This window comes from Alteromonas aquimaris (assembly GCF_026183695.1).
Taxonomy (GTDB): Bacteria; Pseudomonadota; Gammaproteobacteria; order Enterobacterales; family Alteromonadaceae; genus Alteromonas; species Alteromonas aquimaris.
This window is the reverse complement of record NZ_JAPFRD010000011.1, coordinates 99,863-120,675: the sequence shown is the minus strand read 5'-3', so window position 1 is coordinate 120,675 and position 20,813 is coordinate 99,863. Positions and strand designations below refer to the sequence as shown.

The 20,813-nt window shown below is 46.7% G+C and carries 17 protein-coding genes; 10 read left to right on the top strand and 7 right to left on the bottom strand.

Features of this window, described 5'->3' with window-relative positions; genetic code table 11:
- The first annotated feature begins 46 nt into the window (after positions 1-46).
- Together OPS25_RS10645 and OPS25_RS10640 are read left to right on the top strand one after the other, a co-directional pair.
- A complete protein-coding gene (locus tag OPS25_RS10645; RefSeq protein ID WP_265617700.1) occupies positions 47-1,852 on the top strand; it encodes an autotransporter assembly complex protein TamA in 1,806 nt (601 codons plus the stop codon).
- Positions 1,849-5,568: a translocation/assembly module TamB domain-containing protein gene (locus OPS25_RS10640; protein WP_265617699.1), complete on the top strand. Its 3,720-nt coding sequence runs from the start codon at positions 1,849-1,851 to the stop codon at positions 5,566-5,568. Before OPS25_RS10645 ends, OPS25_RS10640 begins: the two co-directional genes overlap by 4 nt.
- A 20-nt stretch (positions 5,569-5,588) precedes the next feature.
- On the opposite strand, the gene can is transcribed toward OPS25_RS10640, so the two are convergent.
- Genes can through OPS25_RS10625 form a run of 3 tightly spaced genes read right to left on the bottom strand, consistent with a single transcriptional unit; the run spans position 5,589 to position 7,277 of the window.
- On the bottom strand, positions 5,589-6,176 hold the full coding sequence (gene can / locus OPS25_RS10635; protein ID WP_265617698.1) for a carbonate dehydratase: 588 nt from the start codon (positions 6,174-6,176) through the stop codon (positions 5,589-5,591).
- 38 nt (positions 6,177-6,214) lie between these two features.
- Complete coding sequence (locus tag OPS25_RS10630; RefSeq protein ID WP_265617697.1) at positions 6,215-6,787, bottom strand: hypothetical protein; 573 nt, start codon at positions 6,785-6,787, stop codon at positions 6,215-6,217.
- Positions 6,777-7,277, bottom strand: coding sequence for an RNA polymerase sigma factor (locus OPS25_RS10625; protein ID WP_265617696.1), 501 nt, complete (start codon positions 7,275-7,277; stop codon positions 6,777-6,779). The genes OPS25_RS10630 and OPS25_RS10625 overlap by 11 nt, the downstream gene beginning before the upstream one ends.
- Positions 7,278-7,441: 164 nt before the next feature.
- Between OPS25_RS10625 and OPS25_RS10620 the strand changes: the two genes are divergently transcribed.
- Positions 7,442-7,705, top strand: coding sequence for a hypothetical protein (locus tag OPS25_RS10620; protein WP_265617695.1), 264 nt, complete (start codon positions 7,442-7,444; stop codon positions 7,703-7,705).
- On the opposite strand, the gene OPS25_RS10615 is transcribed toward OPS25_RS10620, so the two are convergent.
- Together OPS25_RS10615 and proB are read right to left on the bottom strand one after the other, a co-directional pair.
- Positions 7,692-8,633: an NAD(P)-dependent oxidoreductase gene (locus OPS25_RS10615; protein ID WP_265617694.1), complete on the bottom strand. Its 942-nt coding sequence runs from the start codon at positions 8,631-8,633 to the stop codon at positions 7,692-7,694. The genes OPS25_RS10620 and OPS25_RS10615 overlap by 14 nt on opposite strands.
- Positions 8,634-9,725: a glutamate 5-kinase gene (gene proB / locus OPS25_RS10610; RefSeq protein WP_265617693.1), complete on the bottom strand. Its 1,092-nt coding sequence runs from the start codon at positions 9,723-9,725 to the stop codon at positions 8,634-8,636.
- A 225-nt stretch (positions 9,726-9,950) separates the two neighbouring features.
- Between proB and OPS25_RS10605 the strand changes: the two genes are divergently transcribed.
- From OPS25_RS10605 to OPS25_RS10595, 3 genes are all read left to right on the top strand, one after another.
- Entirely contained in the window at positions 9,951-12,413 is a 2,463-nt protein-coding gene (locus OPS25_RS10605) for a M1 family metallopeptidase (RefSeq protein WP_265617692.1), read from the top strand.
- Positions 12,400-12,924, top strand: coding sequence for a DUF6702 family protein (locus OPS25_RS10600; protein WP_407080233.1), 525 nt, complete (start codon positions 12,400-12,402; stop codon positions 12,922-12,924). Before OPS25_RS10605 ends, OPS25_RS10600 begins: the two co-directional genes overlap by 14 nt.
- Positions 12,925-13,029: 105 nt before the next feature.
- Positions 13,030-13,377 carry a hypothetical protein gene (locus tag OPS25_RS10595; protein ID WP_265617691.1) on the top strand — a complete coding sequence of 116 codons (348 nt, stop codon included), beginning with the start codon at positions 13,030-13,032 and terminating at the stop codon, positions 13,375-13,377.
- A gap of 132 nt (positions 13,378-13,509) precedes the next feature.
- Here the strand turns inward: OPS25_RS10595 and OPS25_RS10590 are convergent, their stop codons facing one another.
- Together OPS25_RS10590 and OPS25_RS10585 are read right to left on the bottom strand one after the other, a co-directional pair.
- Entirely contained in the window at positions 13,510-13,650 is a 141-nt protein-coding gene (locus OPS25_RS10590; RefSeq protein WP_265617690.1) for a hypothetical protein, read from the bottom strand.
- A 71-nt stretch (positions 13,651-13,721) separates the two neighbouring features.
- Positions 13,722-14,492, bottom strand: coding sequence for an AsmA family protein (locus OPS25_RS10585; protein WP_265617689.1), 771 nt, complete (start codon positions 14,490-14,492; stop codon positions 13,722-13,724).
- A 330-nt stretch (positions 14,493-14,822) separates the two neighbouring features.
- On the opposite strand from OPS25_RS10585, the gene OPS25_RS10580 reads away from it, so the two are divergent.
- The 4 genes from OPS25_RS10580 to OPS25_RS10565 are packed head-to-tail and all read left to right on the top strand — an operon-like array spanning position 14,823 to position 20,799.
- A complete protein-coding gene (locus OPS25_RS10580; RefSeq protein ID WP_265617688.1) occupies positions 14,823-17,744 on the top strand; it encodes a peroxidase family protein in 2,922 nt (973 codons plus the stop codon).
- 26 nt (positions 17,745-17,770) lie between these two features.
- On the top strand, positions 17,771-18,775 hold the full coding sequence (locus OPS25_RS10575) for a catalase (RefSeq protein ID WP_265617687.1): 1,005 nt from the start codon (positions 17,771-17,773) through the stop codon (positions 18,773-18,775).
- A 56-nt stretch (positions 18,776-18,831) separates the two neighbouring features.
- Positions 18,832-19,290, top strand: a complete 459-nt coding sequence (locus OPS25_RS10570; protein WP_265617686.1) for a hypothetical protein — start codon at positions 18,832-18,834, stop codon at positions 19,288-19,290.
- Positions 19,291-20,799: a c-type cytochrome gene (locus OPS25_RS10565; protein ID WP_265617685.1), complete on the top strand. Its 1,509-nt coding sequence runs from the start codon at positions 19,291-19,293 to the stop codon at positions 20,797-20,799.
- Positions 20,800-20,813: the final 14 nt, after the last annotated feature.

Below are 20,813 nucleotides of genomic sequence, written 5' to 3'. Positions count from 1 at the left end.
GCCTCGGTGCGTTCACCTCACCACAGGATTCAAGAGACTAGGGACTGTGCACTTCACGCTATTCAAAAGCAGTAATTTCCTCAATTTTACTATTCAGCATAAGCGCCTGGCTATCTATCTGATGGCACTTTGTTGCCTATTTCACAATGTGACACTGTTAGCAGTGGATTACGACATCAAAGGCGTCGAAAACGATAAACTTAAAGATAATATCAAACTACATCTAAACAACTTAAAAGTTGAACCCTCCAACCTGGCGGACCCGTTTTGGCGGGAGCAAGTGGCTGAAACCGTTGCTACCGCTGTTAAACCCTTTGGTTATTACAATAGTGAAACCCTCGTAGAAGTAAAAAAAGACGCCGTGGTGGCGTTGCTAGTTTCCCTGAACAGTCCGTTAAAAGTAGCCAATGTAACGCGGGAAATCATCGGCGAGGGACGCCAAGATGATGAATTTAGAAAACGGTTTAATGCTTTCCCGTTAAAGCCGGGTGACACGCTGGAACAGCCCGTTTACGAAGCATTTAAATCCTCCATGTTTAACTACGCCCTTTCCCATGGCTATTTTGATTTTAACTGGCAGGCCACGCGACTGGATTTAGTCAGGGAGCAACGCGAAGCAAACATTTTGCTCATTGCGCAAAGTGGCCGCCGCTATAAGTTTGGCGGGATCCGCATAGTGGGCGAGGATAAAGCCGTCGCCATCATTGAACGAATTACGCCGTTTGAAAAAGGAGAGCCGTATAGCGCTGAAAAGTTAACGGAATACAATCGGCGACTGAACCAGTCAGGTTATTTTACCCGTGTTATCGCTCGTCCCGTGGTGAATAAAGCGGTTGATTATGTTGTCCCCATCGAAGTCACGGCGCTGCATAAACCCCGGGACGCCTTTAACGTAGGCGTTGGCGCGGCGACTGACACCGGCCCCCGATTTCGTTTGCGCTGGGAACGCCCCTGGGTAAATTCACGTGGCCATTCAGTCAACTCAGAATTATTTTTATCAGAGCCCGAACAATCATTGACCATGGATTACCGCATTCCCATGGAAAATATTTCCAATGACTATGTGAGTATCGAGGCAGGCTATCAGTTCATTGAATATTCTAATACGGCGACACAAAGTGAGACACTTTCGCTCTCCACTCACCGATATTGGCAGGAAACTGATTCCCCATGGCAACAGGATGGTTCGGTAACCTATCTGAAAGAAAACTACAGGCAAGGCGATGAAATTCCTCGCACTACCGAATTGGTGATGCCCGGTTATGCAATCCGATATCTAAAGAAAGATGATTTTCTTAATGTTACAAAAGGGCTTTACCTGAAAGGTTATTTCCAAATTGGGCGGGAAGATCTGCTTTCCGATATCGACATCATGAAAGGCGGGGTGGAAGGAAAAATAATTCGTACCTATGGTAAACATCGCTGGGTAGGTCGAGCAGAACTGGGCGCGATAAAAACTAATGATTTTGACCGTGTACCGGCTTCACTTCGCTTCTTTGCCGGAGGCGATCAAAGTGTAAGGGGCTTTGCATACAGAGACATTTCGCCGCGCTCGGAAGTTTTCAACCCAGTCACGGGTGAGCGTACCGAAGCCACGATTGGCGCAAAGTATTTGACCACGCAAAGTATTGAATATGCTTATCAATTTAAAGATAACTGGCGCGCAGCCGCTTTCGTCGATATGGGTACGGCCACCAATGACATTAGCGGCACCATCGATTATGCCATTGGCGTAGGTCCTGGTATTCATTGGATATCACCGTTTGGACCGGTTCGCTTTTATGTTGCCCGGGGTTTTTCCGATTATGAAGATAGTTGGAGAATTCATTTTATGATAGGCCCTGAACTATGAAGAAGCGCAACATTTTGCTGCTTACGTTGTCTCCGGTACTGCTGGTATTGGTGCTGCTACTATTTCTGCTCACCCCCCTTAGCATGCCTCTTATCAAGCTGGTCGCAATCAAGAGTGTGCCTGAACTACAGATTGATTCACTCAGTGGAAGTTTAACCAATGAGTTAAATATTAAGGGCCTTACGTGGAAGAATGACACGTGGCAGGTCAATCTGGAAAAGGGATACGTGAAGTTTGAGTTTGGCTGTTTCTTCACGCCCCAAATTTGTATTGAGAAGCTATCGCTGGCTGGCGTTGCGGTGCAACAACTCGCTGTGTCCGAAGAAGAGACGGATGAGCCGCCTGTGGAAAATATCGAACTGCCATTTCCCATTGGCGTGCAGGCATTCGAATTGGATCGCGTCAAGCTCGATTTAGCAGCGCAAGTCATCGAATTGAAGCAACTCAAGGGCCGCGGCAGTGCGCACCAACGCATTAAGTTAGCAGCAATACAAGGTGAAAGCCTGAGTATCACCATCGCCCCTGCAAATGTGCCCCCCAGTGTGCAACCCACTAACTATACGCTGGCTTACTCGACTCCAGAATTGCCCGAAATAAGCACGCCCATCCCCATCGAGATTAATGGTTTCAGGTTTAAGACCTTAAAGCTGAAATCAGGTGAGGCTGAACAGGTAATAGAACAGATAAAATTTAAACGCCTGCATTTCGCACAGCATGATGTGTTGCTTAAAGAACTCTTCGTGAAACATCAATTAGCGACGTTAGATCTTAATGTTCAAGCGACATTAAAAGAAAACTACGCGATTAGTTTACTGGCTGGCTCTAAGATTCAGGTCCAGGATATACAGCAAACCTTACAACTTAATATTGATGGCGCGCTGAATAATTTAACTGTCGACCTGAATACGCAAGGAACTTATCAGGCACAAGCCCATCTGCAAGTGAATGTATTAAACGATGATTTGCCGTTAACCTTGCATTTGTCCTGGCCTGAGCAAAATATTGATGCCCTGCCAGAAAGTAAATTGCATCAGGGAACGTTATCACTGCAAGGCAAGATGGGCGCCTATCAGTTACGCGCCGACACCGCCCTCACGACCCTACAAACCGGTTTTATCCCGGCAACGGTTGACGCAACTATTACCCCCGACAATGTAGCCGTTAACAAACTGACCCTTAAATTATTAAACGGTGAAATCAACAACACCGGCACCTTGTACTTAAGCGATACGATAAGTTGGCAAGGCAACACCCAATTAGTGGATATCAACACTGCCCGGTTAGTTGCCCAGGGACCCACAAACTTAAATGGATCTATTCCCAGTCTGCTGCAATATGGGGCCAAAGGATTGGAAGTCAGTATCGCGGATTTAACTCTTTCGGCTTTGCAGGCCGACCTGCCCATTTCGTTGACAGGCTCGGTGGTCTATTCCGAGGCAAGTGATCTTATTGTTTCGACCGGGGCACTGACTCAGCAGAATAATATTGTTCGCTTTGCAGGTCAGTTAATCAATCAGCGCTACTTAACCGCTGATGTGTTCATTGATTTGGAACAGCTCAATTCATTATATTCCGGCGCGAGCGGAAGCATTAAGGGAAAAATTGATGCTTCCGGCAACTGGCAGAACCCCAAAGCAGTGGCGAGTTTGTCGTTTAACAACGTCAGGCTATCGCCCACCCTCAGTGCGTTCATGGCAGAGCAGGGGCCATTAAATGGTGATTTAAAGGTAGAAGGAGAACTCGCCGAACACGCTATTGATATCAGTTTAGCGTATCCCGAACACACTGTAGAATTAGCGATGTTAGGTAACTGGAAGGCCGACACCGAGAGTTGGCAGGCGAATGTAAAATCCAGCGAAGTTGCGGTATTCAATACGCAATGGTCCTTGCAAAACGCCTTCGATGTGGCATTCAAAGCAGACCCACTGATCGTAAAAGCCACAGAAAATTGCTGGTTTTCACGCAAGGAGGGTCAACTTTGTATGAAAGATTTGCTCTATCGTGACAAAAAGGGGTTTTGGAACGTTGATGCTAAAGGTCTACCCTTGGGGCTATGGGCGCACGAATTCTTACCTGACGTATTCCCCACCACCCCCGACTCCATGTTATCCATTCAAAGTGTCGGCAATTATGGGCAGGATTCACCATTAGATGCCGATTTCAATATCCAGGTAACCCCTGCCAAATGGAAAATTGGCAAACAAAATCCACTCACCCTCACATTAAGTAAAGTCAGTCTGGTGGGAGAAGCAGTCAACGATGAATTAACCGCAAAGATGCTGGTGACCAGTACTGAACTGGGTGAATTTAAAGGAAATATCAACTTAACCCCCCTTTCTGCAGAAGGGAACTTTGACGGTCGGGTGGTATTTAATGATATCGATATCGCCCCCCTTAAACCGGTATCACCCGCCATTCGCGAACTCACGGGAAACTTGAACGGGCATGTATCCTTGGGGGGAAAACTGAATGATTTATCATTAAATGGCGAAATTGATTTAAAAAATGGCGCGATGAATGTGGAGGATTCTCCAATCACGATCAGCCAATGGCAGCAGCATATCCAGCTGGATGGGCAAGCTGCCACGTTTGCAGGAAGCTTCATGCTTGGAGAAGGAAAAGGCACGCTGTCGGGAGACCTGGACTGGTCATCATCACCGGTTCTTAACGTGGACCTGACGGGTGACAAGTTTGATGTAAAGCATAGCCAAGCCACGTTAAAAGTCTCTCCGGACCTTTCGGCATCCATTCAACCTGGCAACATTACCGTAACGGGGGACATTAATGTTCCGTGGGCGCGCATTGTGGTGGAAGAGTTGCCAGAGAATGCGGTTGCCCCCTCAAAAGATGTGTATCTACGAGGTGAACCGCCTAAGGAAGATCCCCTTGATATCATTGATGCGAACGTTCAGGTTAAAATTGATGAGGCGAAACGCGGTGAAGTAAAACTGGACGCCTTTGGTCTTACGGCAAACCTGCACGGTGCTATTCGGGTAAATACGTTACCGGCCGTTGTCGGCTATGGAGATTTACAGATTTTAGATGGTCGCTATGAAGCGTATGGGCAAAACTTGCTGATCCAAACCGGGGAAGTGCAGTTTAATGGACCAATCGATCAACCTTTTTTACTGATTGAAGCCATTAGGAATCCTGATAAAACCGCTGATGGGGTCATTGCCGGCATAAGGATTGATGGGGCAGCCGATAATCCAAATGTTAACCTGTTCTCAACTCCCTCTATGAACCAGGGCGCTGTTCTTTCGTACCTGCTCAACGGGCGTGGTCCCGACTCCAAGAGTCAGGATCCAAACTACGAAGCACTGCTGGTTGGATTTGGACTGTCTCGTACGACGTCGTTAACGAATCAGGTAGGTGAATCTCTAGGTATCGAGAATTTAAGCATTGGCACAACATCCAGCCCCGGTGGTAATGACACCAAGTTATCGGTGACCGGCCAGATTAACGACAGACTATCAGTAGAATATAATTTTGACGTGGGCCTAAGTAAGGAAGACAGCTCCAGTCAGGCCTTGAGAAGAAGACAGGGGCCACCCGACCTCGCGTTAAAATATGAACTGACACCTAATTTGTTTCTCGAAGCGGTACAAGCCACTATCGAACAGCAATCACAGTACGCGTTAGATATTTATTATCAGTTTTTCTTAGAAGAACAACAAAAGCCAGTTATCAACGAGAAACTAACAAAAGAACAATGACAACTGGCTGTGAACTGATATTAAGGATTGAATTTCAGGTCGGTTATGCGTCCATTTTTGAGGCTGTAAATCCAGCTGTGAATAGTTAATTCCTGCCCCCGCGCTAGTGCGTCTTTTACAATATTATTGCGGCTTACATTGCGCGCCTGCTCCATCACATTCAGTTCGCATAAACGAGCCGAGCGATGGTCCTTGGGCAGTGCATTTACCTCTTCAGCGTGTTTAGCGTAAATATCTTTGATATTCGCCAGCCAGTTATCTATCAACCCAAATTGTTGATCTCCCATAGCCGCTTCTACGCCACCACAGCCATAGTGGCCACACACAATCACATGCTTTACTTTCAGCACCTCGACCGCATATTGCAAAACCGACAAGCAGTTAAAATCAGTATGCACAACCATGTTCGCCACATTACGGTGGACAAAAATCTCACCAGGTAACAAGTCCACAATCTGATTAGCCGGTACGCGGCTATCTGAGCAGCCAATCCACAGGTATTGAGGAGATTGCTGTTTTGAGAGCGTACTAAAGAATTCAGGATCGGCATCGTGTGTACGACGCGCCCATTCTGCATTATTATCCAGTAACTTTTCGATGTCTTTCATGGTTCTCCCGTCGGTTTGTTAACTGTTAAGTGGTACTTTTACTGTACATTCGTTAACGAGTTCAAGCGTGTGGCTTCAGCCTCAAAACGTTTTTCCCGTCGTTGCGCCCAGATATAAGTGGCGGTTAAACTGACTACGCTAAATACCAGTGCCATCACATAAACGAGCCAACGCTCTGGCTTAAGTTCGTTGTTCCAATAAAGTATGCCATAAAAAGTACTCATGCCGACGAAAACAACCCAGCAAAAATATCTGGTCAGACGGGCTATCAGTACATTATTGTGAATTTGCTTACGTAATATTTGCAGGAAATCCTGAGTATTTTTACTTCTGAAGAAAGCGGCATGGCGACGAAAATAAATCAACGTAGCCACGTATACTAAAGCCAAAAATCCTACGATAACAATAAGTGTAAAAGCCAATTCTGACATTTTTTCCTGCATAAAAAGAAGGATATAGGCAATAGGTAGCATTGAGGCAATATCCGCAATAACATAACAACGTTGTTTCCACCGTTGCCCTTTAAACTGCTTTTCAATTTTCTCAATGTCCAGGTTTTGCACCGGCTGTTGTTGCCACAGCTGTTCGAGGTTTTGGTTATCACTGCTCATCGTTCAACCTCTTCGATAAAGACTTTTTAATCCGATTAATCATGACGCCCACATGCGTTTGGGTGAGTCCGCTAAGTTGCGAAATTTCTTCATAGGTTAACCCCTCTAAAGACATGGTAATGACTTGCTTTTGCTCCAGTGGAAGCTGGCGAATTTCGGCAAGCAACCTGTCCAGTTGTTGATTTTGTTCTGCATGACCATGGGGAGTAGCGGCTGGTGACGAGGGTGAGTAAGCCTGATCATCCCATTCTTCAGCCTGAGGATGCCGAACCTGGCTGGCCACGTGACTGACCGCGCGGTTATGCGCCACTTTGAGCACGTACACTTTCACGCTGCTGCGGCCTTCAAACCGTTCCAGAGCCTGCCATACAGCAATCACAATTTCCTGTAGTAACTCCTGTTTTAGCGCATCATTTGCTTCGTAACTGCTGGCCACACGGCTGAGTAACGCACCATACTTATCCCATACTTCTTTAAAACTGAGTTTCACTTTTCACTTTTCACTTATTATTTCCCTGCAACTTGTGTGTTTTTCAGCTTGGTAGTGAATGAGTCAGACACTATAAAAAAAAATTACGAGTAATGTGTAATATTTTTTAAGTAAGTCCGACTGATAGGAATAAGCTAATTTACTTTTGGTAACTGGAGAAACTTATGAGTGGCTTACTGATTATATTCCTTTTTGTTGCAATCATGGGAGCGATGTTAATCGTGCACTTTATCGATTCAAAGTTGAACCTTAACTTTTTTGCGTGGTTAAATGGTGAAAACGTTAATCCGTTTGAACCGAAACAATCGCGCTCAAAAAAGGCATCAAATAATGAAAATATTGACGCGCTAAAGCGTCGAATCGAGACGCTGGAAACCATCGTTACGGAACCGGCTTACGAGCTGAATAAAAAAATTAATCAGCTTTGAGAAAAGCCGCCAAATTGGCTATCGCGGTGTCGAATAACTTTTGTCTGGCTTCGTTTGCCACCCAGGCACAGTGAGGGGTGATGAGCAGATTAGGCAACCCGGCGCAGATGAGAGGGTGATCCGGCGGAGGCGGCTCTTCACTTAGTACATCCAGACCCGCCCCAGCCAATCTCCCCTGCTCCAAGGCTGCGAGTAATGCGCCCTCATCAATTAATTCACCGCGCGCCGTATTCAGCAGAAATGCAGTAGGCTTCAGCAAGCTAAGCCGGGATGCGTTTATCAGGTTGCGGGTGGCGTCGGTGAGCGGACAATGCAGACTCACCACATCGGCGGTGGGCAGCAGGCTGTCAAGTGAGGGGCGAGGATCATTTTCAGCCTCCACTCTGGCAGCAAAAGATACGTGCATATCCAAGGCCTGAAACAGTTTAGCGACCTGATTGCCAATGGCGCCACTGCCAATCAATACCGCATGTTTACCGGCTAGCAAGGATACTGGATGGTGATTCAAACAAAATTGCTTCGCTTCACTCCACCTCCCCTTACCAACGTCATGGTGATACAGACAAAAAGACGTAGTTAAATTTAACAGCAGCGTTAAAGTGTGTTGAGCGACTGCCACACTGCCGTAGTTTTTAACATTTCGCACGGTTACACCATTACGCTGACACCAGTTAACATCTACATTGTCGGTGCCAGTTGCAAGGATCCCGATATATCGACACAGGGGAGCTTGCATCATTATTTGGGCAGATAATTTTACTTTGTTGGTAAAAATAATATGGGCATGGCGAATGCGCGCCACGACTTCATCCGGATGAGTGTGAGCATGCGTCTCAATGTTTACGTTTAGTTTGCTTAGCGCCGATACATCGATTGATTCCAGATCCAGCGTTGCAACATCTAAGAAAACAGCGGTAAGCTTTTCCATCTAAAACACCACCATATCGTCACGGTGTACCACCAAGCCATTCGATTGATAACCCAGTACCTGACTTAGTTCACAGGTTCTGCGCCCTTGGGCCAATGTAAGCTCAGCGGCTGAAAAAAGTACTAACCCCTTCGCTACAGGGCGGCCGTTGCATTCTATGCTCACCGCATCGCCTACTCTAAATTCGCCTTCGCATCCGCTTACACCTGACGGTAACAAAGATGCGCCATGGTCGGTTAGCGCTGCCGCTGCGCCTTCATCTATCTTTATACAGCCTTTGCTTTTTAAAGTATGGTGGATCCAGAGCTGGCGGGCACGTCGACTAGACTGCTTAGGTTTGAACAAAGTCCCCATCGCCTTCCCATGCTGCAGTGATGCAAACACGGCGGGCTTGCGCCCATTTACAATTAAAGTTTGAATGCCACTATGCATGCACTTTTCCGCGGCCTGCAATTTAGTTTGCATGCCCCCTGTGCCCATTTTTGTCCCAGCACCTCCGGCTAACTGATAGGTCGCTTCATCAATGACGTCCACTTGACTAATTAATGATGCCTGAGGATTGCAGCGAGGATCAGCCGAATAGAGGCCATCCACATCAGAACAGATAATAAGCGTATCTGCTTGCGCTACCAGTGCGGTGTAAGCCGCCAGATTATCATTATCTCCCACTTTCAGTTCGTCAGTCACCACGGTGTCGTTTTCATTTATAATGGGCAGAGCATGATGGGTAAGCAATTCACGTATGGTACTGGCGATATTGACATAACGTGTACGGTCACGAAGATCCTCTGCACTAAGCAACACTTGGGCGCAAGGGAAGTCGAAAAAGCGTTGCCAGTTCGCCATCATACGGGTTTGGCCGATCGCCGCCATGGCCTGTTTTTCCGCTATGGAAGGTTGATGATTGACTTTCACACTGTTGCGACCGGCGGCCACACTGCCAGATGACACCACCAGCACTTCTTTACCTGCTTCTCGACTTGCAGTGATAAATTGGGCGATAGCCAGCAGGTATTTTGCGCTGCAATGGGTGCTGTCAGGCGCAATTAACGAACTCCCGACTTTAAGTACAGCCCTCTTCCAGGTAAACACTGTGTTATATCCTCACGATGGAAAGCCTCAAGCATACGTTAAGTCAAAGAAGATACAAAGCGGCAGATTTGCTCCCCAGGTTCGCTAATGTCGATGAACTAACCAGCTTAATCGGCCAGCAACTGGAAAGCCCCCCCGCAGGCTTGATACACTCACTCGATTTTGAGAACAGGCTTGAGCTTGTCACATATTGAGCCATTGGTTCGCTTTATAGAAGGACGGGGAATGAAACTTAACAATTTACGCTGGGCATGGCTGATCCCACTTTTGGGGCTATCTCTGGTGTCTGGCACCCAAGCCGCGATTAAACAGACAAAAGGCACCTTTGAAGATAAGTTCCGTCAATTAGACGAAGTACTTGCTACGCCGAATGTGTACCGCAATGCAGCTGGTGAGCCCGGCCATCAATATTGGCAGCAGAAAGTTGATTATGCAATTGATGTGAAACTGGACGAGGATAAGCGCCGCATTGATGCCAGTGAAACCATTACTTATACCAACAACTCTCCTGATACATTGAAGTATCTGTGGATCCAGCTTGACCAGAACAAATTCCGTGACGACTCAATGTCAGCGCTCACTACCACCTTTGGTGGTATCGGGAATCGTGGCCCGGCAACAAAATCTGCATCAGATAAAGAGCCTGCAAAGATAAGTCTGGGAGCATTACGCCGACAACATTTTGTGGAAGATCACGAACTAGGTTATCAAATCAAAAAAGTCGCTTCAAAACAGGGCAAAAATCTACGCCATGTCATCGTCGGCACCTTAATGCGGGTGGATTTAGATTCTCCGTTGAAACCTGGCCAAAGCACCCAGTTTTCCATCGACTTTGGATTTAATATCGTAGAAGAAAACGCGGTTTCTGCCCGTGCCGGCTATGAACACTTTCCTGATGACGAACGCGAAGGTGGGAATGATATTTTCTTGTTAGCGCAGTGGTTTCCAAGACTAGCGGCCTACACGGATTACGAGGCCTGGACAAATAAAGAGTTTATCGGTCGTGGGGAATTTACGTTAGAGTTCGGTAACTATAACGTCAGTATTACGGTACCCGCTGACCACATTGTGTCTTCCACAGGTGAGCTGCAAAATTCCGCAGACGTGTTGACCGAAACACAGCGCCAACGCTTGGAAAAAGCAAAAACTGCTGAGCGTACAGTCTTTATTGTGACGCCAGAAGAAGCCCTGGAAAACGAAAAGGCAGGAACAAATAAAACCAAGACCTGGCGTTTTAAAGCCGATAATGTGCGTGATTTTGCCTGGGCCTCATCGCGTAAATTCATGTGGGATGCGCGGGGCTACCAACAAGGTGGCGATATTCAGCCCACTGTAATGGCCATGTCTTTCTATCCAAAAGAAGGCGGGGATTTGTGGAAGAAATACTCCACGGAGTCGGTGATCCACACCATGGAAGTGTATTCACGCTTTTCATTCGATTATCCCTATCCTGTCGCGCAATCGGTGAATGGGCCAGTGGGCGGTATGGAATACCCTATGATCACCTTCAACGGCCCTCGCACTGAATTACAGGACGATGGATCTCGCACCTATTCATTAGCGGAGAAACGTTTCCTGATTGGTGTGGTTATTCACGAAATCGGGCACATCTACTTTCCCATGATTGTTAATTCCGACGAACGCCAGTGGACCTGGATGGATGAAGGCTTAAATAGCTTTTTAGATGGCGTGGCCGGTCGCGAATGGGACCCGGATATTCCATGGGGCGTGGAGCCGCGCGATATCGTGGGCTACATGAAGTCGCAAAATCAGGTTCCCGTGATGACCCAATCGGATTCCGTGTGGAACTTAGGGCCAAACGCGTATACTAAGCCTGCGGTAGCCTTGAATATTCTGCGAGAAACCATTTTGGGCCGAGAACTGTTTGATTTCGCTTTTAAAGAATATGCCCAACGCTGGATGTATAAACGCCCAACCCCTGCAGACTTCTTTCGTACCATGGAAGAGGCGTCAGGTGTTGATCTGGATTGGTTCTGGCGCGGTTGGTTTTACACGACTGACCACGTGGATATCTCGCTTGACCGCGTGAGCAAGCTTCGGTTGGACACTAAAGATCCTGATATTGATTTTGCAAGGGAACGACAATTTGAACAGGACAAGCCGCTTTCGTTAACCGTCGAACGCAATCAACAGGAAGGCAAACAGCTATGGGTTGATCGGTTCGAAGATATTAAAGATTTCTACGATGAAAACGATCAGTTCACGGTGACGAATAAAGAACGCAATGAATACAGAAAGTTTTTAAAGGAACTTGAGCCGTGGGAATTAAAAGCCCTTGAGCGCGCAGTAAAAGAAGATAAAAACTACTACGTACTCGATTTTTCCAACCAGGGCGGTCTGGTGATGCCAATCATTCTTGAATTAACCTTTGCTGACGAGAGCACGCAGATGATGCGGATCCCGGCAGAAATCTGGCGGCGCACACCAAATGCTGTCAGTAAGCTGATTGTCACCGACAAAGACCAAGAGCTGGTCAGTGTAACCGTTGATCCGCGCTGGGAAACGGCCGACGTAGACGTGGAAAACAACTATTATCCGCGTCGTATTGTCCCTTCGCGTATTGAAGCGTATAAATCAAAAAGGCGTGCCGATAAAGTTCGTCGCGATATCATGCACGATATCACCACTGAACTTGAGCAGGACGAGGAAGAAAGTGAAAAAGACTAGTATTTTTTCACTCAAAAAGTGGGGCGTTTTCGCCCTGCTTTTAGCGTTAGCAGGCGTTGCTCACGCCCATCAGATTAAAGCAGCCATTTCAACCGTGTTGTTTAATCCACGCACCGAAAATATTGAGATCATGCACCGCTTCAATTTGCATGACGCCGAGCATGCGGTAAAAACGATGTTTGATAAGCAGTCAGATATTTTAAAGGACAAACAGACGCAACTGCGTTTTGCCGAGTATGCGGCACAGCGCTTTAGCTTGCGTGATAGCGATAATCAATCACTGGTATTAAAGCTGGTGGGGTTTGAGGTAGAAGGCAAGCATTTTTGGGTATATCAGGAGACTGAGCAGCCCCCCATCCTGAAGGGATTGAGTATAAGGCATGATGCGTTAAGAGATTTGTGGCCTCAGCAAATTAATACGATCAATGTGGAAGGTAATGGCGAGCTGAAAACGTTAGAATTCCGCGATAATGTAGAACTGCTTGAAGTTAAATTTGAGCGAGCGCACTAGCTCGCGCTATCGTATAGAGCCCCAGCGGAAACTCAAGTCGTACGCTATTGTTGGTTAGCGTGGACGCTATCCGCCCCTTCCACAGAGCGTTAGGTGTCAGCGCAAATGAGCTTTGAAAGGTTGCAAACACATCAACACCTCGTTGCCGGTAGCGATCTCGACGTCTCATATGATCGCTTTACCACGAAGTTTGAACTTAAAGTGGACGGAAGTGCAGTTTACTCTAAATACTTGTTGTTCTGGCCTAAGCATAACGCTGTTATCCAGATTCATTCTAAACCGTACTCATTAAATGTTTACTGGTTTCTACTATGGGGAGCCAAGTTAAAAAATGCGCATACGGTTATTATCAAAGAGCTGTTACCTAAACGGCGTAGGCGTTCGATTGTTATACTGGGTTATGGTGTGTGTATGCTTTTAACCAAGGTTGCAGTGGTTGTATTTACGCCATAACCTTAGCAAAAAATTAGGTTGCCCGCTGATGGGAACGGCGCGGTAGCCATTTGCACTGACTTGTTTCGCGTGTGATTTGCCCCCTCATATTAGCGCCCCCTTATTGAAAAGTAAGAGCTTCCATTTTAAGTTCTAATTAACCCCCTCTTGCCAGCACTTAACGTAACGGCTCAATTCGCTGATTGCTACCTGACAGATTAACTCCAAAACATTCACAAAAAATGCGATATCCGACGACTCTTCAGCTGTCTTGCCGAAAGTTAATTGCCGCATATCGCGTTGCCATGACAAGCAAACCGACCCTGTGATGAAACAGGGCGGTGATTCTTATCAGGCAAGCGTTGTTAAATATCCTTTTTAAGCAAATCCTTCAGTTTTTCATCCGCTTTTTCCAGCAGCTTGTCTTTTTCCTCTTCAAACTTTTCTTTGGCTTTATCCTTGGCAAGGTCACGGGTTTTCTTTTTAGCTTCAGCGATCACGTTGTCCAGCATGTTGTTGACAATCGCAGCACCTACTTCATCGGCGGGCAGACCGTTGGGTTGTCCAATGGGCCCTGCATTAAAAGTAGGAAGCGTGACTTCGTATTTTTTCTTATCCAGTTGTATGCCTTGAATTTCATATTTTTCAAAATCGATGGTCAATTGGGTGTTAGCCACCGTCACACTATCCACCTTCACTAAGGGGGCCGGCTCTTTAGAGGGTTCAGCAGGCTTATTTTCCGGCAGGTGAGACTGAAGATTGTTTTTTAATACGATTAAATTTCCGGTCCCGTCCGCATTAACTTCATACAACATTTCAGGCGCATTAATGGTCAATTCCTGTACATGATAAGGCTCTTTTAAGGAGTTGCCCAAATCAAAGGTTAATCCATCTACGCTTAACGCATCTTCATCGCTAAAGCCCTCAGGATTGTCAATTTCCAGTTCCTGGATCTCTAAACGCCCTTCGCGAAACTTGAGATCGACGCCTGAGACACTAACTGTGGTGCCAAGATACTGACTGCCTTTTTGTTCGATTTGCGACTTTAAAAACTCATTGGCGCCACTCATTACGTACCAGACGATGCCACCAATTACGATGATAACTATTAGTAAACCAAGAAAAATTTTTTTCATTATTTGCTCCAAGGTGATGTTCTTATTGCTTATACCTGAAAACCGCAAAGGTGGTTTGAAATAGCGATAGCGATTATTAAGCAAGGTATCATGAAATTAAACGGCAGTGCCCCTGGCTTTAATTCGCTGCCCATACCAGCGGTATACAGTGATGGGATCACATAATCTGCACCCAACTGCCTATATCGGCTAAAAAATATATGGTTCATCCCTACTAACTGTACACAAAACAAACTATATTTAATTTTGTCAGTAAAGGATTACTCGCTGTTTAAGTGTCTTACCTTAGCTGTCAAACCACAATACCAATCTCACAGAGGGGTACCGGGGATGACTGCAAAACACATTTTACCCATACTTATCACCTTCATGGGTTGTTTCGCTTCAATCGGAGCAAGCGCAGAAAAAACAGAAAAGCGTGCCTGCATTAGCATGGTGAAAGAGGGCTTTCGCCCTATCGATGAAAATAGACAAACACGTTTTTTAGGCAAGGTCGCCGAAGATACGGCGCTTTGTCGGGGCGGAGAAAAAGCCGCAAAATATCGCACCACACCCTGGGTCGACTGGGCAAATTACTGGGGAACCGGTGACACCGCTTCGTTGAGGGAAGGAAGCAAAGCAAAAACAATCATCGGAGAACACCTTAAACCTAATGGCAGAGGCATTGACGGCTCGTTGATGGACCTGGAATACCAGCGTATTGAGTTAATCAAATTCAATTTGTTTGATAATTACACGTATGAAGACTACATCAAAGGCCGCGGCAGTGTTGAAGGCCCAGCTATCAACCAGTGGGACGAAATGCGACTGGATAAAGATGATCCCTTTTATGCAGCAGTAGGGGGTGAGGGTGAACAAGTCTGTTCAGGCGAGCTCATCCGTCATCGCACATTAAGTGGCATTTGCAATGACCTTATTAACCCCAAAATGGGTGCTAACGGCACTTATTTTGCGCGGAACGTGGATTTTGCGTCTACTTTTCCCCGCTTAGGTAAAACGGAATTAGTCCGCAATCGTCACAGCGACAGTGAAAATGGGATGCGGTTGAGCTTGCTCACACCCGATCCACAACTTATCTCTCGCGCTCTATTTACCCGCCAGCAGCAAAGCGATAATCACTGCAATAATGGTTTAGGCTCGGGCAATGATGCACCCAGTGATGAGTGTGATTATATCAAAGCCCCATTTTTCAACGTACTGGCGGCTTTTTGGATCCAGTTTATGACGCATGACTGGTTTTCTCATCTGGAAGAAGGGCGTAATCAACCCACTCTGGTGTCGGTAGGATGTAAAACGGATAGGGCAGAAACGCTAGGCTGTCGGCCTGGGGACCGCATGGAACCTGCGCTAGTGGCGCAACATAGCGAACCTGCCACCTTCACCCATAACAAAGAAGAATATTTAAAACGCGCCTACATGACCACTAAAAACACCACCACCGCGTGGTGGGACGCGTCACAAATTTATGGCTATGATGCGATTTCGCAAAAAAGAGTGCTGCGTGATCCGCAAGATAAAGCGAAGCTAAACATGCCAGATGGGTATCTACCACTTTTGCCCTCCTGTGATACACGCAGTAGTGAGGAGTGTGAGGTGCAACCTCAATGGCGAGGTCAGGAAGCCACCGCCTTTCCCGACAATTGGAACATTGGGTTAAGCTTTTATCACAATCTTTTTGTGCGCGAGCACAACTATTTTGTCGATCGTTTTCGCGCTCTGCAACAAGCTAAACCCAATCAGGATTCGGGTTTACGTCATCCTGACCGGCCCAAACAAATCATTGCTTACAATCAGGTGACTGATGAAGAGCTTTACAATGCGGCACGCCTGATGGTGGCAGCAATGATCGCCAAAATTCATACCATCGAATGGACGACCCAACTGCTATATAACGATCCCCTTTATCGCGGGATGAATTCAAATTGGTTCGGCTTATTTAATCTGGAAGAAAGTAGCAAGGTCTCATCTGTACTCAAGAAAATTACCCACAACGAAGAAAATTACTTCAGCCGCATGTCTCAATGGCTAGCGCGTATTTTTAGAGACAAAGAGCAGCCGCAAAAAGCCAATTCCTGGTATTCGGTATTTGCCTCTGGTGCTGGCATATTTGGCCTGCAAAACGCCCGCCATGAAGGCGCATTGTGGTGGAAAAAGGATAAATGGGATATCGGCAATCCCGAACATGTAAATGGTGGGGTCAACCATTTTGGTTCGCCGTTTAATTTTCCAGAAGAATTTACCTCGGTTTACCGTTTACACCCCTTAGTGCCAGATTTAATAGAAATGCGCGATTACCAGACGGCCAACCGCATCACCGCCAAAGTGCCTGTCATCAATACTGTGCGGGGTGAGGCAACGGCGCAGATGCGTAGGTTTGGTATTGAAAATTGGGCATTAGCGATGGGGCGTCAGCGACTCGGGGTATTGCATTTACAAAACCACCCGCGCTTTTTACAAAACCTGCCCATGCCCCATCTTGACTCACCGAGTCAACAAATCGATGTGGCAGCGCTGGATATCATTCGCGATCGTGAGCGGGGCATTCCCCGATTTAACGAGTTCCGTCGTCAAATAGGTTTAAAAACCCTGACCAGTTTCGATGATTTTGTCGATCAGAGGCTGGATAAAAGTGATCCCAATCGTATTGCGCAAGAAAAGATAGTTAGTGAGATTCGCACTATCTACGGCACTCACGTATGTGATGCCACTAAAATCATCACTAATGCGCAACTCACTGATGAAGGTCATCCCATTACCGATTGTCACGGTGCCCCGGATGGAAGCGAAGTGGATAATATTGAAGATGTGGACTTGGCAGTAGGTTGGCTTGCAGAGTATACCCGGCCGCATGGATTCGCCATTTCCGAAACCCAGTTCCATATTTTTATAATCAACGCTTCCCGTCGCCTGTTTAGTGACCGTTTCTTTACGTCCAGTTTTCGCCCAGAGTTTTATTCGACATTAGGTTACAACTGGGTGCTAAACAACGGGCCGCTAGATGAGTGCCCTTTTGAGCTGGAAACCAGTAACGATGGCGTAACCCAGTGCAATGAGCCTAGCCAGTCTAATGGCCATACCGTTGCGGTATCTCCTCTTAAACGCTTACTTATGCGTAATGTGCCAGAACTGAAGGAGCAATTGATGCCTGTCGTCAATGTATTTGACCCTTGGGCCCGTGACCGCGGAGAATATTACTCCTTGGAATGGAAGCCTCGTAAGGGCGCAGCAGATGATCCTGCTTTCCTTCAGTAACCTTCGTTGATAGTGTGAGATTAAATGTGGCTAACAAAATACTGATATTGCTGTTGTTTTCTACCTTGAGCGCGGCGCAGAGTTTTCCTGGTGAAAATTTTAAAGGCAATGAAGATAACTTAGCCCGACAAATGGAAAACACGATAAAACAAGTCGTTCGACAACGCTACTCAGCAGGGGCAATGAAACGCTTTAATCAGGCAAAATCGTTAGGCTGTTTTGATGCTACCTTTACTGTAAAAAAAGATATAAATCCTTCTCTGCAGCACGGAATTTTTGCTCAACCCGGCAGTCACCGCGCGTTAGTGCGTTTCGCCAACGCCAGTACCACTGATGATGCCAAAAGCGACTTACGCGGTTTATCTATCCGGGTTAGCGGTGTAAAGGGAAAACCTGTGTGGGGTAAGGCAGGTTATCAGGATTTTGTACTTAACAGTCACCCGGTTCTTTTTGCCGCTAACCCTGAGGAATTTTTAGCGTTTATTGAAGCGCAGCGTAACGATAGTGTTATCTGGCACCTCCTCACACCGACAAACTGGGATACCTTATATATTTTATTATCGGCACGAAGTAACCCTGCCAGCCCATTCGATATTCGTTACTGGAGCACCACACCTTATCAGCTCGGCGAAGAACAAGCGGTGAAGTATTCGCTCCAATCCTGTTCAAGTTATCAAAGCGAGATGCCAGCAGAACTTACCAATAACTACCTTCGCGCCGCAATGCAACAGCATCTAAACAACGCAGAGGTTTGTTTTGACTTTATGGTTCAGCGGCAAACCAACAACGAGGATATGCCCATTGAGGATGCGTCTGCAAAGTGGAATGAAGATGATTCTCCGTTTATCCCGGTGGCTCGGCTGATCATTCAGCCGCAATCCTTTATTTCCGCGGCAGACATCGCACAATGTGAAAAAACGGCGTTCAACCCCTGGCAAAGCCTCGCCGCGCATAAGCCTCTCGGTAGAATGAACTACGTTCGCAAACATGTGTATTACGCACTTTCACGCTTTAGGAATAATCGGAATTAATCAGCGGCAAAAGTAGATTAATTATTCATACCTGCCTGCCAAAGGAGCATAGGGAAATGAATGAAACCATAGAATACTGGTTGCGGTTAAACCGGGAAGAATTAGATGATATTTATATCAGCCATTCAGCGGGTTCGTTACCCCATGGCGATACGCAAGGGACTGCTATTGTAGCTGGTTCGCCACGGGCGAAAACGTTTGCCAGGTTCGCCAGAGCATTGGCATGGCAAGGAAAAGTTTTCGATATTTTCCCACCCAATTTTGAAAGGGGTATTTTAATTAATAAAGTACTTCCTGCTGGGCTGGGAATGATTGTGGCAAAGGTCTATCGCGATAAAAGCTGGATGGACGGTAAGGAAACCATAGTTATCGACTACAGCTCTACGTCAATCTTAGCTAAAAAAGTACGGGATGAAATCAGAGAAATTGAAGACGGGCTTTATTTGGGAAAAGTCTGGTGGGGCAAAAAACGTATTCTCGACTTCGCACTCAACAGCCATAAAGCAAGAGCATAAATGATGACCACCTCTGGTAAGATAAGTTGCAGCGCCCTTATCCTGCTTGGGATATGTGGCGTAAGCATCATTGTCGGCACCTACTTTGCTAACAGGTTTTTTACTGATCGGGCGGTCGACTTTAAGAATATTGAGGAACACTTTAAATATGGCTCGCTGGGGGGTGAACGCAACTTAGGTATTCCGTACTGGTTATGGCAATCTGTTCCCCTCTTATGCCCAGAATTATTACCCCAGAAACAACCGGATGATGTGGGTTTTGAGTCTATCGGTATGCTGTATGAGCCAGGTAACAGTCTACCGGTTGGCGTTTCCAAGCGCCGTCATTTGGGCCTCGACCGAGTTTTTTTTAATTGCGCCGTATGTCATACCAGTACAGTGCGCGAATCAGCCAGCGCTAAACCCACCTTGGTATTGGGTATGCCTGCAAATCGCTTTCGTTTAATGCAATTTGAGAAAATCTTTTTCGGCTGCATGGCCAACCAGAAATTCAACCGTGCCAATATCCTTCCCCTGGTGCAATCTCTTGGTGCCAATCTCGATATTATCGACCGCTATCTGGTTTATCCTATTGCCATTTGGCTGACTCAAGAGCGATTAGCATTGCTTGAAAGCAGATTAAGTTTCTATCAACATCAACCAGAATGGGGCCCGGGTCGGGTCGATACCTTTAATGCAGCGAAAGCGGTGTTTAACTGGGACTGGAAAAGGGCCCACCCTGAGGAAATGATCGGTACGGCAGATTTTCCATCGATCTGGAATCAGGGTCAACGCAAGGTGCGAGATGATTCAAAACCGATGGAACTGCACTGGGACGGCAACAATGACACGGTTGAAGAGCGTAATCTGTCTGCTGCATTTGGCGCCGGTGCCACACCCACCAATATCGACCACGCGGCACTGTCTCGCATAGAAAATTGGTTGCTGAGCTTGCCCGCGCCAAGCTACCCCTTTGCCATTGATCAGACCTTGGCTGAACAAGGTAAACCTTTATATAGTGAGTATTGTGCGTCATGCCACGGTAAATCGGGGAATGACTTTACCGGTCAATATGTGGGGCATGTGCAACCTATTGACGACATTGCTACCGATAGATGGCGTTTGGATTCTTATACCCGCGAATTAGCGCAAAATCAGGGCACGTTATATAGCACCCGCGAACAGCACCGATTTAAACGATTCCGCAAAACCCACGGTTACGCCAACATGCCACTGGACGGGCTGTGGTTGCGAGCTCCTTATTTACATAACGGTTCGGTGCCCACTCTACGTGATCTATTGAAACCTGCAGCAGAGCGGCCAGTCCGCTTTTATCGCGGAAACGACATCTTTGATCAACAAAACTTCGGTTTTGTCAGTAAGCAGCAACATGCTTACGCAAGGCCCTTATTCTTATTTGATACTCGTATTGAGGGCAACGGCAATCAGGGCCACGAGGGCGAAAAATACGGCACATTGCTCTCCAGTGCACAAAAAAACGCTTTGATTGAATATTTAAAAACCTTCTAACACCATGGGCGGTT

Coding starts and splice junctions, on each gene's coding strand:
- OPS25_RS10580 (WP_265617688.1), top strand. CDS start 14,823: ATGACTGCAAAACACATTTTACCCATACTTATCACCTTCATGGGTTGT.
- OPS25_RS10590 (WP_265617690.1), bottom strand. CDS start 13,650: ATGCGGCAATTAACTTTCGGCAAGACAGCTGAAGAGTCGTCGGATATC.
- OPS25_RS10615 (WP_265617694.1), bottom strand. CDS start 8,633: ATGGAAAAGCTTACCGCTGTTTTCTTAGATGTTGCAACGCTGGATCTG.
- OPS25_RS10570 (WP_265617686.1), top strand. CDS start 18,832: ATGAATGAAACCATAGAATACTGGTTGCGGTTAAACCGGGAAGAATTA.
- OPS25_RS10595 (WP_265617691.1), top strand. CDS start 13,030: ATGAGCTTTGAAAGGTTGCAAACACATCAACACCTCGTTGCCGGTAGC.
- OPS25_RS10630 (WP_265617697.1), bottom strand. CDS start 6,787: ATGAGCAGTGATAACCAAAACCTCGAACAGCTGTGGCAACAACAGCCG.
- can (WP_265617698.1), bottom strand. CDS start 6,176: ATGAAAGACATCGAAAAGTTACTGGATAATAATGCAGAATGGGCGCGT.
- OPS25_RS10620 (WP_265617695.1), top strand. CDS start 7,442: ATGAGTGGCTTACTGATTATATTCCTTTTTGTTGCAATCATGGGAGCG.
- OPS25_RS10585 (WP_265617689.1), bottom strand. CDS start 14,492: ATGAAAAAAATTTTTCTTGGTTTACTAATAGTTATCATCGTAATTGGT.
- OPS25_RS10565 (WP_265617685.1), top strand. CDS start 19,291: ATGATGACCACCTCTGGTAAGATAAGTTGCAGCGCCCTTATCCTGCTT.
- OPS25_RS10605 (WP_265617692.1), top strand. CDS start 9,951: ATGAAACTTAACAATTTACGCTGGGCATGGCTGATCCCACTTTTGGGG.
- OPS25_RS10640 (WP_265617699.1), top strand. CDS start 1,849: ATGAAGAAGCGCAACATTTTGCTGCTTACGTTGTCTCCGGTACTGCTG.